General features: G+C 64.2%; 17 protein-coding genes and 1 tRNA gene. 9 read left to right on the forward strand and 9 right to left on the reverse strand.

Going from position 1 to position 15,600, the window contains the following annotated elements:
- Positions 1-8: 8 nt before the first annotated feature.
- Together K3725_RS13690 and K3725_RS13695 are read right to left on the reverse strand one after the other, a co-directional pair.
- Complete coding sequence (locus K3725_RS13690) at positions 9-485, reverse strand: hypothetical protein (RefSeq protein ID WP_260015869.1); 477 nt, start codon at positions 483-485, stop codon at positions 9-11.
- Between the two features lie 103 nt (positions 486-588).
- Complete coding sequence (locus K3725_RS13695; protein WP_260018613.1) at positions 589-1,545, reverse strand: NAD(P)-dependent oxidoreductase; 957 nt, start codon at positions 1,543-1,545, stop codon at positions 589-591.
- Positions 1,546-1,666: 121 nt separating this feature from the next.
- Here K3725_RS13695 and K3725_RS13700 point away from each other — a divergent pair, with 121 nt between their 5' ends.
- The 4 genes from K3725_RS13700 (at position 1,667) to K3725_RS13715 (ending at position 5,367) form a co-directional block, all read left to right on the forward strand.
- Positions 1,667-2,542, forward strand: coding sequence for a LysR substrate-binding domain-containing protein (locus tag K3725_RS13700; protein ID WP_260015870.1), 876 nt, complete (start codon positions 1,667-1,669; stop codon positions 2,540-2,542).
- Between the two features lie 55 nt (positions 2,543-2,597).
- Positions 2,598-3,785 (forward strand): 4Fe-4S double cluster binding domain-containing protein, encoded by a 1,188-nt coding sequence (locus K3725_RS13705; RefSeq protein ID WP_260015871.1) that lies wholly within the window; start codon positions 2,598-2,600, stop codon positions 3,783-3,785.
- A gap of 182 nt (positions 3,786-3,967) precedes the next feature.
- Positions 3,968-4,879 (forward strand): pirin family protein, encoded by a 912-nt coding sequence (locus K3725_RS13710; protein ID WP_260015872.1) that lies wholly within the window; start codon positions 3,968-3,970, stop codon positions 4,877-4,879.
- Positions 4,880-5,064: 185 nt separating this feature from the next.
- Positions 5,065-5,367, forward strand: coding sequence for an antibiotic biosynthesis monooxygenase (locus tag K3725_RS13715; RefSeq protein ID WP_226430105.1), 303 nt, complete (start codon positions 5,065-5,067; stop codon positions 5,365-5,367).
- An 8-nt stretch (positions 5,368-5,375) separates the two neighbouring features.
- Here the strand turns inward: K3725_RS13715 and K3725_RS13720 are convergent, their stop codons facing one another.
- Both K3725_RS13720 and K3725_RS13725 read right to left on the reverse strand, forming a co-directional pair.
- On the reverse strand, positions 5,376-5,855 hold the full coding sequence (locus tag K3725_RS13720) for a GNAT family N-acetyltransferase (protein ID WP_260015873.1): 480 nt from the start codon (positions 5,853-5,855) through the stop codon (positions 5,376-5,378).
- Positions 5,852-6,439, reverse strand: coding sequence for a TetR/AcrR family transcriptional regulator (locus K3725_RS13725; protein ID WP_260015874.1), 588 nt, complete (start codon positions 6,437-6,439; stop codon positions 5,852-5,854). The genes K3725_RS13720 and K3725_RS13725 overlap by 4 nt, the downstream gene beginning before the upstream one ends.
- A 167-nt stretch (positions 6,440-6,606) precedes the next feature.
- On the opposite strand from K3725_RS13725, the gene K3725_RS13730 reads away from it, so the two are divergent.
- The 5 genes from K3725_RS13730 (at position 6,607) to K3725_RS13750 (ending at position 11,439) form a co-directional block, all read left to right on the forward strand.
- Positions 6,607-6,861, forward strand: a complete 255-nt coding sequence (locus K3725_RS13730; RefSeq protein ID WP_039184135.1) for a hypothetical protein — start codon at positions 6,607-6,609, stop codon at positions 6,859-6,861.
- Between the two features lie 116 nt (positions 6,862-6,977).
- On the forward strand, positions 6,978-8,264 hold the full coding sequence (locus tag K3725_RS13735) for a homoserine dehydrogenase (protein ID WP_260015875.1): 1,287 nt from the start codon (positions 6,978-6,980) through the stop codon (positions 8,262-8,264).
- A gap of 156 nt (positions 8,265-8,420) precedes the next feature.
- Entirely contained in the window at positions 8,421-9,407 is a 987-nt protein-coding gene (gene glpX / locus K3725_RS13740) for a class II fructose-bisphosphatase (protein WP_260015876.1), read from the forward strand.
- Positions 9,408-9,520: 113 nt separating this feature from the next.
- Complete coding sequence (gene recJ / locus K3725_RS13745) at positions 9,521-11,260, forward strand: single-stranded-DNA-specific exonuclease RecJ (RefSeq protein WP_260015877.1); 1,740 nt, start codon at positions 9,521-9,523, stop codon at positions 11,258-11,260.
- A 104-nt stretch (positions 11,261-11,364) separates the two neighbouring features.
- Positions 11,365-11,439: transfer RNA gene (locus tag K3725_RS13750), tRNA-Glu, on the forward strand.
- A gap of 166 nt (positions 11,440-11,605) precedes the next feature.
- On the opposite strand, the gene K3725_RS13755 is transcribed toward K3725_RS13750, so the two are convergent.
- Genes K3725_RS13755 through K3725_RS13775 form a run of 5 tightly spaced genes read right to left on the reverse strand, consistent with a single transcriptional unit; the run spans position 11,606 to position 15,553 of the window.
- Complete coding sequence (locus tag K3725_RS13755) at positions 11,606-12,421, reverse strand: formate/nitrite transporter family protein (RefSeq protein WP_260015878.1); 816 nt, start codon at positions 12,419-12,421, stop codon at positions 11,606-11,608.
- Positions 12,418-12,987, reverse strand: coding sequence for a hypothetical protein (locus K3725_RS13760; RefSeq protein ID WP_260015879.1), 570 nt, complete (start codon positions 12,985-12,987; stop codon positions 12,418-12,420). The genes K3725_RS13755 and K3725_RS13760 overlap by 4 nt, the downstream gene beginning before the upstream one ends.
- Positions 12,984-13,583, reverse strand: a complete 600-nt coding sequence (locus K3725_RS13765; RefSeq protein ID WP_260015880.1) for an SCO family protein — start codon at positions 13,581-13,583, stop codon at positions 12,984-12,986. Before K3725_RS13765 ends, K3725_RS13760 begins: the two co-directional genes overlap by 4 nt.
- On the reverse strand, positions 13,583-15,043 hold the full coding sequence (locus K3725_RS13770; protein WP_260015881.1) for a cbb3-type cytochrome c oxidase subunit I: 1,461 nt from the start codon (positions 15,041-15,043) through the stop codon (positions 13,583-13,585). The genes K3725_RS13765 and K3725_RS13770 overlap by 1 nt, the downstream gene beginning before the upstream one ends.
- Positions 15,044-15,553, reverse strand: a complete 510-nt coding sequence (locus K3725_RS13775; RefSeq protein ID WP_260015882.1) for a cytochrome C oxidase subunit I — start codon at positions 15,551-15,553, stop codon at positions 15,044-15,046. It abuts the gene before it with no gap.
- Positions 15,554-15,600: the final 47 nt, after the last annotated feature.

A 15,600-nucleotide genomic window follows, 5' to 3' on the forward strand; every position in this document is an offset into this window, starting at 1 on the left:
TCAATCAGTCAGCTTTGGCCGCGTTGCACCAGCATCGCGGCCAAAATTTCTGACATGGCCTTGCCCTGCGATCCGGGCGTCACGCCGCCAATGCCGATCCGCCTGCCGGACCGCCACCACAACCCTGGCATCCAGGCCCGGCTGCCTTGGGTGCCGGTGCGGATCAGAAAGCCGTTGGACGGCTTGAAGGCAAAGAAGCCGCGGTCGATGGCTTCGATATCCTCGACCCGCGCGATCACCTGCCCATCAGAGCAGCGCAGCTCTTCCGGCGTGAGCTCAATCCTGTGAACAGTAGCCTGCCACATCCGAGCGGCCAGCCACAGAGCACCTGCGCCAACCACCACCAGAAACACCAGCCAGGCCGGCGAAGGCGGTGCGGCAAAAGCCACATAGACCAGCAGGCCGCCGGTCAGCCCCAGCATCGCCGTGCCCATAACGCGCCGGCTGGCCGAGGCCTCAATCGTCGCCAGAATGTCGTTGCCCATCTGCTGCTCCCTGTTTTTCTTTGCCGGGCATAAACCGGATCGGCACAAGAAAACAGCCCCCGGCACGCCGGGGGCTGAATGCAGCCGTGCAGTTTGGGGAAACTTATTCCGCAGCAGCGCGGCGCACGACTACCTCATAGCCCGGCTCTTCAGGCTCGTCGTCGATCAATTCCTGCGGGAAGCCCGGCGCGGTGATCGACAGGCCGGTGGCCTCCTCCAAGCGCTCGATCATCCGGTCCGACTGCGCCCGCTCGCCATAGCGGCGCTGGCCGTCTTTCATCATCTCGATCATCAGCGGGGACAGCTCCAGCGGCACATTGTGACGGTCGGCCAGGGTCTGGAACAGGCCAATGTCCTTCATCACCAGATCCATGGTGAAATTCACATCGCGCGAGCCGGACAGGATCAGCTGGCTTTCGGTCTCATGCGCAAAGGATGTGCCCGACGACATCGAGATCGCCTCGAAGGTCATGCCCAGATCCATGCCGCAAGCCTTCATCACTGTCAGCGCTTCCATGACGGCCAGCAGGTTCAGGTTGGCCAGGTAATTGGTCATCACCTTGAGGGTGGAGGAATTGCCGATCTCCCCCACATGCAGGATGCGGCGGCCCATGGTGGTCAGGACCGGCAGGATCCGGTCGAAAGTGGCACGCTCGCAGCCCGCATAGATCGAGATATTGCCGGTATCCGCCCGGTGGCAGCCGCCGGAGACCGGGCAATCGACCGGTTCACCGCCGCGCTCGACGATCAGGGCGCCGAGGCGTTTCACCTCCGCCACGTCGGTGGTGGACATTTCCATCCAGATCTTGCCCGGTTTCACATGCGGCAGCATTTCGGTCACCACTGCATCCGATGCCGCCGGGCTGGGCAGGCAGGTGATCACCGCATCGCACTCCTGCATCATCTGCGCCGGGCTGCCGCCTGCCTTGGCGCCGCGCGCCACGAATTTTTCAACCAGCGCCGCGTCCAGGTCATGCACAGCCACATCCAGCCCGTTGCGCACCAGGCTGCCTGCCAGCTTGCCGCCAACATTGCCAAGGCCGATGAAGCCGATCTTCATATCCGTTTTCATGTCCCGTTTCTCCTCCCGGGGTAATCGCTTGCAAAAGGGCTAGCTTGACCTAAGCCAAAACAAAAACGAATAATAACGCGACCTGACCCCAAGAATTTTTGCAACGCAAATGTCTGATCTGCCCAATCTGGTCTGGCTGCGCGCCTTTGAGGCCGCCGCCCGCCTGCAAAGCTTCACCGCCGCCGCTGATGAGCTGGGCCTGACCCAGGCCGCCGTCAGCCACCAGGTCCGCAGCCTGGAGAAAAGCTTTGGCATCACCCTGTTCATCCGCCGCGCCCGTCATCTGGAGCTGACGCAGCTGGGCCACGCCTACTACCCCTCGGTCGCGCAGGCGCTGACCGACATTGCCTATTCCACCCGCGGGCTGCTGGGCCATGCCGAGACCCGGACCGTAACCCTGCGGGCGCCGGTCTCTACTGCGGTTCTGTGGGTGGCGCCGCGGCTGGGGGCCTTTCACGCGGCGCACCCGCATATCCGCATCCGGCTGATCTCTGCCGTCTGGGCCGATAGCACCCAGGACGAGGACGTCGACATCGACCTGCGATTGGGGCCATCGGGCTGGTTCGACCGCCGCGCGCATCTGCTGGCAACCGAAAGCGTGATTCCTGTGGCACAGCCGCGGCTGGCGGAGCAGCTGAAATCAGTGGACCAGCTGTTCAGCCAGACACTGATTCACATCCACGGCTACCAGGATCACTGGCTGCGCCTGTCCGAACAGACGGGCGTTCCGCTCAGGGACCGCTCCGCACCGCTCTATGTCGACACCTCATTGGCGGCGATTGAAATGGCCGCCTCAGGTGCCGGTGTAGCCATGCTGATGCGGCGCTATGCGGAACTGCCGCTGTCGCTGGGCCGTGTTGCGCCCGTTCTGGACACCGAAATCCCGATGGGCCAGGGCCACTATCTGATGCCCGCCGCGGGCGAAGCCCCCAACAGCGCCGAGGTCGCCATGGTGCGGGACTGGGTCGTCTCCCTGTTCTGCTGACAGCTCCAAGCCGGCAGCCCTTGCCCGAAACCGGGCGGGCGGTTAGCGTCCCGTCATGCCCTGGCCCCAGAACACCCCGCCCCAGCGTGACGGCGATGCAGCTGCAGGAATCGAAGTCACCGACGGTTTCGAACGGTTCACGCAGCGCAACGACATTTTCACCCGCGCCTTCTGGGATGACCGGGTGAAGTCCAAGCACACGGCGAAATTCTTTTCCTCCTACCGGATGGAAGCGGCGCCCCGGCGCGGCGACGGGTTCACCCAGCGCGATTTTGCCCTGCGCAACGCGGCCTGGCTGATTTCCGACATGGTCTCCTCCCGCCGCGCGCACGAGGGCATCCGCGAAGGGTTCCAGGCCGCCATCCGGCCTGACACCCCGGTGGCAAAGGATGTGCTGGAAATTGGCGACCCCGCCAAGATGTCCGCGGAGATAAAGCGCATCGCCAAGTTCTTCGGCGCCGATCTCTGCGGCATAACCGATCTGGACGAGCGGTGGATATACACCGCCCGCGTCGATGCCCGCGACATGTCCGAGGCGCCGCATGATCTGCCGGAAGGGCTGACCAGCGTGATTGTGCTGGGCCATGAGATGGATAAGGATCTGGTGGCCACCTACCCGTCCGCCCTGGCCGGCGCCGCAACAGGGCGGGAATACAGCCACGAAGCCTCCATCGTGATGCAGCTTGCTGCCTATATCCGCAACCTGGGGTATGAGGCGGTGCCGTCAATGAATGACACCGGGCTGGTGATCCCCTACGCCGTGAAGGCAGGCCTTGGCGAGTACGCCCGCAATCAGATGGTGATCACGCCGGAGTATGGGCCGCGCCTGCGGTTTTCCAAGATTTTCACCAACCTGCCACTGGCGCATGACGCTCCAAAACCGAAGGGGGTGAAGGCGTTCTGCGACATCTGCACCAAATGTGCTGATGCTTGCCCGGTTAAGGCCCTGCCTTATGGGCCGCCGTCAGCGCAGACATCCAATATCTCGGCCATCAAAGGCGTGAAGAAATGGACCTCCGATGCAGAGAAATGCTTCTCCTTCTGGGCCAAAATGGCATCAGATTGCGCGATTTGCATGCGGGTCTGCCCTTTCAACCGGGATTATGCCAAGCCCCTGAACAGGATGTGGCTGAAACTGGCGCTTGGCCCCTTCCGCAAACTGGCACTGCGGCTTGCCGGCAACCATGGCGGGCGGCGCAAACCGGCTGACTGGTGGGCCGCATCCTCGCCCGGTGAAGACTGACGGGCGCGAGGGCTCCCGCCCGTCCTTGGCGCCTCCGGCACCGCGTCCCGTTGGGCCGGGCAGCCCTGCGGGCTGCGGCGCCTACTGTTCACCTGCGCACAAAGCGAGTGAACCTGGCTTGGTTTCCCCCTGGCTCCGCACACACTATCTTGCCAGAACAACCGCTCACAGGAGGCAGGCAAATGTCCCTCAGACCCATCCTCGAAACCCGCCCAGCGCAGCCGCATACCGAGGGCGCCGGCGTCAAGCTGCACCGCGCCTTCGGCTTTCAGGACCCGTCGGAGCTGGACCCGTTCCTGCTGTTCGACGACTTCCGCAACGAAAACCCGGAGGACTACCTGCGCGGCTTCCCCTGGCATCCGCACCGCGGCATCGAGACCATCACCTATGTGCTGGCAGGCACAGTCGAACACGGCGACTCGCTGGGCAATGAAGGCACTTTGGGCGCAGGCGACGTGCAGTGGATGACCGCCGGATCGGGCATCCTGCATCAGGAGATGCCCGCGGGCAACGCCAAGGGCCAGATGCACGGTTTCCAGCTGTGGGGCAACCTGCCCGCCAGCCAGAAAATGACCGCGCCGCGCTACCAGGACGTCAAAGGCACCGAAATCCCCGAGATCATCGACGACGACGGCACCCGGGTGAAAGTGATCGCCGGCGATTTCTGGGGCAAACGCGGGCTGGTCGACGGCATCGCCGCCGACCCGCAGTACCTGGACGTCTTCATCCCGGCAGGGGTGAAAAAGACCCTGCCGGTCGACACCTACCGCCGGGCCTTTGCCTATGTGTTCGAAGGCGAAGCGGCCTTTGCCGATGCCTCCGCCCCGCAAGGCGTGCTGCTGGAGAAGGAGGTCGCTGGCCAGGAGGTCAACATCCGCGACCTGTCCGGCGACCGCACCCTGATCCGCTTCGGCACCGGCGACGGGATCACCGTACAGGCCGGGTCGAATGGCGTGCGGTTCCTGCTGATCTCCGGCGCGCCGATCAACGAGCCGGTGGCCTGGCACGGGCCGATCGTGATGAACACGCAGGCCGAACTGCACCAGGCCTTCCGCGACCTGCGCAACGGCACATTCATCAAGCCCGCGCACTGACCCGGAAAACCGGTGCCCACTTTTCCCTGTGCGCGGCGCATCAAGCCCGCGCACAGGACGGGAAAACCGGTGCCCGCTTTTCCCTGTGCGCGGTGCAACAAACCCGCGCACAGGGCGTATCGGCCCGCCAAACGCACTGATGTTGTGCTATACTCCCCTTGTCCAATGACCGATGGGGGGGAGTGATGATTATCCGGGTGTTCCGTGCCACCGTCCGTGACGACAAGATCCAGGACTTCAAGGCCTTTCTGACCGATACCGCTGTGCCGCACGTGCGCCGCCAGCCGGGCCTTGTTTCGGTCACCGCCGGATTGCCGCGGCCGGATTCGCCGGCAACCTTCTGCGTGGTGATGGTCTGGGAAAGCGTCGAGGCGCTGCAGGCTTTTGCCGGCGAGGATTGGGAACAGCCGCATGTGCTGCCCGAAGAGGACCCGATGGTGCTGAGCCGCCAGATCGACCACTACGACATGCTTGGACTGCTGAGCTGATCAGGCCGTCAGCCGCCGGAATACCAGCTGTACAAGGTCTCCGCCCCCGCGCGCTCCGGCGTGAAACCGGATTTCTGCAGCACCCGGGCCGAGGCCGCGTTTTCCTGCATGACCCCGCCGGACAGCGTGACGCCGCTGCCGCGGTAATGCGCCTGCAATCCGCCAATCAATTCGCTGGCCAGCCCCTGCCCCCAAGCGGATTCGGCAAATAGATATCCCAGATTCCGGATGCTGCTGCCCTCTTCAGGGAAGGACAGGATGATCAGCCCGGCACCTTCGCCCGCCGCATTGCGGAGCGCCGCCACTTCGGCCTGCTGCGACACTGCCGCCAGGAATTCGCGGCGGCTCTGATCGCTGCCCTGTGCCTGAAACCCGTCCGGCAGCCATTGCACCGCCTTCGGCGCAAACAGGCCCGCCAGTTCTGCCGCTGTCAGATCCTGCCAGGGAGCGGCCCGCAGACGGCTGGTCTTCAGGTCCAGCAGGTTCACTTGCTGACTGCCTTCTGCACCATGCCCCAATAGACCCGCTCCACCTCGTCCAACGACAGCCGCCCCTCTGAGCGGTACCAGGTGTTGACCCCGTTCAGCATCGCAATCACCGCCAGCGTTGCGATCTTGGTGTCGGGAATGGCAAACACCCCCTGCTCCACCCCCTGCTTCAGGATCCCCTCCACCCCGTTTTCATAGTCCCGGCGCAGCGATTCGATGACGGTGAAATTCTCCTCCGTCAGATTGCGCAGCTCCATGTAGGCGATAAACACCGCATCCGGGCGCTCCAGGTGAAAACGGATGTGAAAGCCGGTGAAAGCGCGCAGCCGTTCCAGCGCGCTGTCCGCCTGCGGCACCGAATCCCAGGCCGCCTGCAGCTCTGCCATATGGCCCGCCATAAGATTGAACAGCAGGCTCTGCTTGTCCGGCGTGTAATTGTACAGGGCGCCCGCCTGCACCCCGACCTCTTTGGCGATCTGGCGCATCGAGACGGCGGCATAGCCATGCTGCGCAAACAGCCGCAGGGCCGCCTCGCGGATGCGGGGGCCGGTGATATCGGAGTGGGAGCCTTGGGTGCGTGCCATGGGGCGACAATAACTGAACGAATGTTCAGAAAAAAGAGCGAATGCCCCCACCCCATGCCTCTATCAGCCCGCGGCTGCAGGAACATCCCCCAACAGCCGCAGAAATTCAATTGTGCCAGCCTGCCGGACCTCCTAAAACCGCTCCAGCTGAGCATGGGATTTAGGCAATGCAGTTTTGGACTCGGATCGCATTCTTTCTGGCCGTGACGGCAGCCGCCGCCTGCACCCGGGTGCCAGAGCTGGAGGACAGGCTGACCCCGGACCTGCGTGGCGCGGATTATCCCGACCTCCTGCCGCTGGATGACGCACTGGAACCGCTGGATCCGCCGCAGCAGGCCAGCCAGGATCTGCAGGAGGAGCTCGACGCCCGCAGCGACCGCCTGAAACGCCGCGCCGAAGCCGTCAAAAACGCCGAACTCTGACCCCTCCGCGGCATTCCTGCCCGCCCTGCTGCGCCTTGTTCCGCGGCGCCGTTGCACGCCTGCGCCGAACCCGCTAAGGCGGGGCGGACAAGTTTTCGGACAAAGGACCTCCAGCCATGACAGAACCGCTACGCCTAGGGATCGCAGGCTTGGGCACCGTCGGCATCGGCGTGGTGAAAATCATCCGCCGCCACGCAGCGCTGCTGGAGGCGCGGACCGGACGCCCTGTCGTCATCTCCGCCGTGTCGGCAAGGGATCCGAACAAGGACCGCGGTGTGCCGCTCAAGGATTACGCCTGGGAGACCGATCCGGTGGCGCTGGCCGTACGCGGCGACGTTGACGTCTTTGTCGAGCTGATGGGCGGCCACGAAGGTGCGGCCAAAGCTGCGACCGAAGCCGCACTGGCCGCCGGCAAGGATGTGGTCACTGCGAACAAGGCCTTGCTGGCCATTCACGGCCAGGAACTGGCGGAACAGGCCGAGGCTGCGGGCCGGGTGATCCGGTTTGAAGCTGCCGTGGCCGGCGGCATCCCGGTGATCAAGTCCCTGACCGAAGGTCTGGCCGGGAATGAAGTCACCCGTGTGATGGGCGTGATGAACGGCACCTGCAACTACATCCTGACCCAGATGGAGGCTACCGGCCAAGGCTACAACGCCCTGTTCGAAGAATGCGGCCGCCTTGGCTACCTCGAGGCCGACCCGAATCTCGACGTGGGCGGCATCGACGCTGGCCATAAGCTGGCGCTGCTGGCCTCCATCGCCTTCGGCACCAAGCCGGCCTTCGATAACGTCGAGCTGGAAGGCATCCAGCGCATCCAGCTGGACGACATCCGCGCCGCTGCCGATATGGGCTACCGCATCAAGCTCCTGGGCGTGGCACAGCGCACCGCCCGCGGGCTGGAACAGCGCATGTCGCCCTGCCTGGTGCCCGACAATTCGCCGCTGGGCCAGCTGGAAGGCGGCACCAACATGGTGGTGATCGAAGGCGACTCGATTGAACAGGTGGTGCTGCGCGGCCCCGGCGCCGGCGAAGGCCCGACCGCCAGCGCGGTGATGGGCGATATCCTCGACCTCGCCCGCGGCCTGCGTATAGCAACTTTCGGCCAGCCCGCCAGCACGCTGCAGGATGTGCCCGCCGCCCAGACCGGCCTGCCCGCCCCCTTCTACCTGCGCATGGGATTGCTGGACAAACCGGGCGCACTTGCCAAAGTTGCCGCCATTCTGGGCGAGGCAGGCGTGTCCATCGACAGGATGCGCCAGTACAGCCACAAGGCGCCGGTGGCACCGGTTCTGTTCGTCACCCACAAATGCACCCGCGCGACCCTGGACGTTGCACTGGAAGGTCTCACCGCTACCGACGTGGTCGATGGCACCCCCGTTGCATTGCGCATAGAAGAGGTCTGAGCCGGCCGAAACCGGCCAAAAATGGCAGTTTACAGCGCTGCGGCTGGGATTTCCTGCCGCCGTGCCCCCTATCGCCTCTTGCGAGCCAGCCCCGCCCCGCGCTATTCGGCTTGAAACGCCCATTCACTTCTGACCCGTTGAGACAGGATTTCCGGTATGACTTCGAACACCTCTGACGCGCCTTTTCATGACCGCATGCTGTCGCTGGGCCTCGCCCGCGTTGCCGAACAGGCCGCGCTGGCCTCTGCCTCGCTGATCGGCCGCGGCGACGAAAAGGCCGCCGACCAGGCCGCCGTCAACGCCATGCGCGAGCAGCTGAACCTGCTGGACATCGCAGGCGTCGTGGTGATCGGCGAGGGCGAGCGCGACGAAGCACCGATGCTGTACATCGGCGAGGAAGTCGGCACCGGCAACGGCCCCGGCGTTGACATTGCGCTGGACCCGCTGGAAGGCACCACGCTGACCGCCAAGGACATGCCGAACGCGCTGACCGTGATCGCCATGGGCCCGCGCGGCTCCATGCTGCACGCGCCGGACACCTACATGGACAAGCTGGCAATCGGCCCCGGTTACGAGGACGGCGTGGTTTCGCTGGACATGTCCCCGCGCGAGCGTGTCGAGGCGCTGGCCAAGGCCAAGGGCTGCGCACCGTCCGACATCACTGTCTGCATCCTGGAGCGCCCGCGCCACGAAGCGATGATCGCCGAAGTGCGTGAGACCGGTGCCGCCATCCGCCTGATCACCGACGGCGACGTGGCCGGCGTCATGCATTGCGCCGAAAGCGATGTGACCGGCATCGACATGTACATGGGCCAGGGCGGCGCACCTGAGGGTGTTCTGGCCGCGGCCGCGCTGAAATGCATGGGCGGTCAGATCTTCGGCCGCCTGCTGTTCCGCAACGACGACGAGAAAGCCCGCGCCGCCAAGGCCGGCATCACCGACCTGGACCGGATCTATGCGCGTGACGAGATGGTCACCCAGGACGTGATCTTTGCCGCCACCGGCGTCACCGGCGGCTCGCTGCTGCCTTCGATCAAACGCACCCCGGGCTGGGTGGAGACCACCACCCTGCTGATGCGCTCCAAGACCGGCTCGGTGCGCCGCATGTCCTACCGCACGCCGCTGGAACCGCACCAGAAGTGAACCGGCACTGCGCCTGCGAAGCGGCTTGCGCCGCTGCCTCCGGCGGGAGTATTTGAGGAAAGATGAAAGGGCCGGATCCAATTGGGTCCGGCCTTTGCTTACGGGTGAGACGCATGAGCTTTTTGGGTGTAGAGCAGTCCTTGACCGGCCGCCGCTGGGTTGGCCCCGGGGTCGAAGTGGACCGTGCCTCCGAGATGATGGCGCAGCAGACCGGCCTGCCCCGCTCTGTCTGCCAGGTTCTGGCCCGTCGCGGTGTGCCGGCGATGGAGGCCAAGGGCTTTCTGGAACCGAAGCTGAAAGAACTGCTGCCCGACCCGCGCGAAATGAAGGACATGGAGGCCGCCGCCGCCCGCTTTCTGGAAGCCGTGCGGCGCAAGCAGCGGATTGCGGTCTTTGCCGACTATGACGTCGATGGCGGCAGCTCTGCCGCGTTGCTCCTGGTCTGGTTGCGCCAGATGGGGCTGCAGGCGACACTTTATATCCCCGACCGCATTGATGAAGGCTATGGCCCCAACGTCCCTGCCATGCAGGAACTGGCCGCCGCCCATGACCTGATCATCTGTGTCGATTGCGGCACCCTCAGCCACGAACCCATTGCCGCCGCCAAGGGTGCAGATGTCATCGTGCTGGACCACCACCTGGGCGGCGAGACGCTGCCGGATTGTGTGGCGGTGGTGAACCCCAACCGGCAGGACGAAAGCGGCGACCTGGGTTATTTCTGTGCCGCCGGCGTGGTGTTCCTGATGCTGGTCGAGGCAGGCCGCCAGCTGCGCGAGTCGGGTGCCAAGGGGCCGGATCTGATGGCACTGCTGGACCTGGTTGCGCTGGCCACCGTGGCGGATGTGGCGCCTTTGATCGGCGCCAACCGGGCGCTGGTGCGCCAGGGCCTGAAAGTGATGGGCGCACGCAAACGTCCCGGACTGGTGGCTTTGTCCGATGTCTCCCGCATGGATTCGGCGCCTTCCACCTACCACCTCGGCTTTCTGCTGGGCCCGCGGGTCAATGCCGGCGGGCGGATCGGCAAGGCAGACCTCGGCGCCCGGCTGCTGTCCACCAGTGACCCGCATGAGGCCGCGGCGCTTGCGGAACGGCTGGACGAGCTGAACACCGAGCGCCGCGATATCGAAAACGCCGTGCGCGCTGCTGCTCTGGAGCAGGCCGAGGAGCGCGGTCTGGACGCCCCGCTGGTCTGGGCCGCGGGCGAGGGCTGGCACCCGGGCGTGGTCGGCATCGTCGCCTCCCGCCTGAAGGAAGCCGCCAACCGGCCCGCCGTCGTGATCGGCTTTGACGGCGAAGAGGGCAAGGGATCAGGCCGGTCTGTGTCCGGCGTCGATCTTGGCGCCTCGATCCAGCGGCTGGCGGCCGAAGGGCTGCTGGTCAAGGGCGGCGGCCACAAGATGGCTGCGGGCCTCACCGTGATGCGCGACAAGCTGGAGCCGGCCATGGCGCGGCTGAGTGAATTGCTGGCCAAACAGGGCGCTGGAGAGGGCGGCCCGGCAGACCTGAAGCTCGACGGCGCGCTGATGCCGGGGGCGGCCAGCGTGGATCTGATCGGGCAGATCGAACAGGCAGGCCCGTTTGGCGCAGGCGCCCCTGCCCCGCGCTATGCGCTGCCGGATCTGCAGGTGCGCTTCGCCAAGAAAGTGGGTGAAAGCCATCTGAAACTCTCTCTCAGTGACGGTATGGGCGGCGGTGTCGATGCGATCTGCTTTGGCGCCTTCGATACCGCGCTCGGCCCCCGGCTGCTGGAGCACGGCGGCGCGCGCTTCCATTTTGCCGGACGGCTGGAAATCAACACCTGGGGCGGCCGCCAAAGCCCGCAACTGCGCCTGGAAGACGCCGCAGAATCCTGATTTTTCAAGGCCTTGCCGCCTGTGGATAAGAATTTTCACAAAGGCGTATTTTTTCCCTTGCGGGTTCCGGCGCTTGCAACTAAACACCCGCTCACGCACAGAGTGGCCCGTTCGTCTATCGGTTAGGACGCCAGGTTTTCAACCTGGAAAGAGGGGTTCGATTCCCCTACGGGCTGCCACTTTTTCTCCCGAACAATTCTCCTATTGAGCGTTCTCAGGAACACTTCTGGAACTTGTGCGGCTCCCAGCCCCAGTCCGCTCTGCGCCGCTTTCCTCCGCCAGAATGGTCTGAGAGACTCTCGTATTCGCACCGCAAGTCGATTGGAATTTTGACCGAATACCCTTTCAGCCAGGGCTTGAGGCAGAGCCGGACCTGACAGCGGCTCCGGCCTGCGGACGAGAGGCCGCGCGCCAGTAGCCCCACCCCATGATCACAGCCCCTGCAAAGATATTGCCAAGGGTGACGAAGGTCAGATTATGGGCTGCGCCGGCAATTGTGATGCTGGCCGGGTGATCCGACATCAGCGCCACCGAGAATACCGTCATATTGGCAATGCTGTGCTCGAAGCCCGCCGCGATGAAGGCATAGAGGCACCAAAAGATGATGATGCATTTGGTCACGTCGTCCTTGGCCCGCGCGGTGCACCACAGGGCCAGGCACACCAGCCAGTTGCACAAGACGGCTTTGGCAAACAGCTGAACACCCGTTCCGTGCATTTTCTTGGCTGCCACTTTAAGTAGCAGAGCCTCTTCTCCTGCCGCCAGGATCAGCCCGCCGCCGCCCGCCACAAAGAGCAGCGCCAGCAAAAGCGCTCCTATCAGATTGCCTGCCCAGCTGGCTGCCCAGCATTGCAGGAGGTCGCCCAAGCTGCTCTGCCCGGTCAGAAAGCCATGCGTCATGTACATGGTGTGGCCGGTGAACAGCTCGGCCCCTGCAAAAACCACCAGCGTCAGGGCAATACCAAAGCTTGCGCCCATCACAATGGGCCGGATGGCGGCGTCAGCTCCCTGACCCACTGAGAATATCAGCAGGATACCCGCCCCCACGAATGCACCCGCTTTAAAGGCGAGGATCAGGAAGCCCAATGGGTCGGCCCGCAGGCTGGCGCTTTTGTTCTGCGCGACCTCGGCAAATCCCAGAACGGTTTCAGCATAGGTCATTTTACTTCAAGCTCCGCGTTGGGCGTATCCGGAGCTGCCCAGCGCAGCCTGCGCGGATGTCCGAACAGAACCGGGATAGCCCAAAGGCAGGCCAGAGCCGCGGCGAGATAGAGGAAGGCAAAGCCCAGATCCTGCTGGGCCGAGACCAGGTAGGAGTTGCAGATCCGTACCGGCGCATGGGTATACAGAAACCCGAGCACCCCCAGCATCGACAGCGCATTCGCTTTCAGAAAGCCGCGCAGGATTGGGCCCAGCCAAGGCCAGGACAGCCGCAACGGCACCCCCAGCAGCAGCGGCAAAGTGATATATTTGGCGGCCTCCCCGGCCGGGGACAGCGCCCAGTCCACATTGCGCGGCAGCATCCAGAACAGAAAGGTGGTCAGCGCCGCCAGCAGCAGGGGCACGGCCCAGCTGCGCGGGGCTTTCAGGTTCCAGGCTGCCACAACGCCCGCCAGCACCAGCAAGGGCATCTGCACCAGGACATGCTGGACCGGGCTGGCCACCGCCGCATCCCGCAGTGCAACGGCTTCGGCAAAGGCAAGCAAGGCCAGGCAGATCATCCTCATGGCCGCGACCCGTTCACATGTGCCAGCACAGCGTCCACTGCGTCGGTATCGTAGACAGCAGAGAAGCGGCCATCGCCGGTGATCACATGGATCGCTGCATTATGCTGGTAGCCGCCCCACTCATCCGGGATGACAGTCACGTCAAACAGGTCCAATAGCTCCGGCAGTGCCTTCTGCTCCGGCCGTGCGATGGTCCACATAATGCCGTCGGCCTCATGCGCATCGCCATAGATCGCCATCTGCTCCGGCGTGTCGCGCTCCGGGTCGAAGCTGACTGAGAGCAGCCGGACCTTCACCCCTTGCGCCTGCAGGCGGTCGCGGATCTCTGCAAAATCGGCCGCGGCGATCTGGCAGATGTCGCCGCAGACGGTATAGATGAACTCGACCAGAACAACCTCACCCGCTTGAGGCAGCAATGGCACCGGCCGGCTCGTCATGTCCTCCAGCAGCACCTTGGGGACTTGACGCGGCGACTGCACCACATCCAGCCGCCGCGCCGCCTCGCTGGTGAAGGCCTGCGCCCCGTCGGTGGCCTGCCACAGGATCCCGCCGCCAATCACGGCGGCGAGAACCGAAGGGAGAACACGGGCCAGCATCAGCCTTCGCGCCGCCCTAGCCGCGCCGCAAAGCGCAGGACAAAGACCAGCGTCCCCAGCACAACCAGACCGCCGAAAAAGGTGCCGATGCGGTCGTGGGCCAGCCATTCCTCATAGTGCACAGCCCAGCGGCGCGGGATCGAGGCGGCACCGGAGAACAGGAACACCGTCACAAACCCTGCGGCACCCACCAGGTAGGTAACAAAAGCCGCCCGGTCCAAACCGCCCATTTGCGAGATCGTCTTGCCGCGCACCAGCCAGGCCATGAAGCCAAAGGCCATCGCCACCTCGCCCAGCAGCAGATAGGTGTGAAAATGGCCCGGCACCCACATGGTGTTGTGCATCACCTTGTTGACACTGATCATCCCGTCGATGGAGGCCGGAATGGACCCCACCGACCAACCCGCAACTGACAGCACCAGAAGCGACGATGCCAGGTCCCAGGTCATCTTGGAGCCGCGCACATAAAGGAAGGTGGAAAGGGCGGTGACCGCAATCAGGGGAATGCCGCTGAAGTAGGAGACCAGCTGCCCCACTACCAGCATCCACGGCGGCATCACCACATCCTGCAACAGGTGGTGCCAGTAGACTGCCATCACAAAGATCAGCACCGCATTCCAGGCGATTGCAAACAGCCGGTTCGATTTCCAGGGCTTTCCGGTGTATTCCGGCAGGATCTCATAGACCGCCGTCACAGCCATATAGATCGAGGCGTTGATGAAGACATGGCCGAAGAAATAGATCAGGTTCTTGGCCAGCAGCGCATCCACCTCGAACCCCGGCACCAGCAGATGCACCAGGCTTGCAACCAAAACGGCCGCGCCCAGGATGATACCAATCGAGTTGAATATTGTCACAGCCGCGGCCGCCACGATGGCCGGCGGCGGTGGATCGTTGTCCTCGCGCCCCAGGATCAGATTCCAGCCCAGCGCCCGGACCAGGCTGCCATAACGCGCATGGATCCGGCGGCCCAGCTCCAGGTAATACAGCAGAAAGCCCACCCCGATGGCAGTGTATCCCAGCATGAAGGACGCGGCTGCACCTGCCTCCCAGGCGCCGCCGGACAGGGCAGGCAGAGGGAACAGGAAAGTCCAGGCACCGCCGTAACCGCCAATGAAGATCGCGCCAAGGATCAGCGCCACGCCTAGCAGGAAAAGCCCCAGGAAGGCCCAGAAGATGCCGCCCGACAGCACAAGATGGCGGCCGCAGAAATACCACATGATGGCCGCGCCCGACAGCGCAGCAGTGCCCACCATGCCCGCGCCATGTGCGGTCAGCAGCTGGTAGAACAGTGCCGGGTCCAGCTCAATCCACTGGCCCTGCGCTGCGCGCATGAGGAGGCCGAAGACCATCATCAGCGCAAACACCGCGCCAGTGAGGATCATCGTCAGCTTGACCGCCCCGGCCTGCGGCGCAGCCGCTGCAAGCCCAGGAACATAATTTTCAGATGCAGTGCTCATTTACTCCTCCGCCGCGATAACTTCGAATTCATTGACCATGTCGTGATGCGCCACGCCGCAAAACTCCATGCAGAGAACCTGGTAGCTGCCGGGTTCCTCAAAGGTGTAGGTGATCTGCGTGGTGTAGCCGGGGATCGCCTGCACCTGGGTCAGAAGTGTCAGCTCGCTGTCATAGATGCCCATCCCATGGGTCACGTCCTCGGTGGTCACGTTGAAATTGACCGGCTGGCCCGCCGGAATTTCCGCGGTGTCAATGTCCCACCACCACTGGCCGCCGCTGACATTCACCTCCAGCGCATCGCCGGTGCCGGCCAGCGCATGCGGCCACTCCCGCAGCGAAGCAACAGAGATGATCACGCCCGCTATTGTCATCGCCCAGATCAGCCCCTTGCGTTTTGCGTTGGCGCCCGGACCAGGCGCCGGACCGCGCGAAGACCGCGCAGCAGCGGCAAACACCGCTGACAGCGCCGCCATCAGGACCAGCGAGATTAAAAGAACAACCGGCTGCATGCGCCGCCTCCATTTAATAGGTATTTTAGATGCCTATTATTGGATTG

Origin of the sequence: Leisingera sp. S132, assembly GCF_025144465.1 — a bacterium.
GTDB lineage: Bacteria > Pseudomonadota > Alphaproteobacteria > Rhodobacterales > Rhodobacteraceae > Leisingera.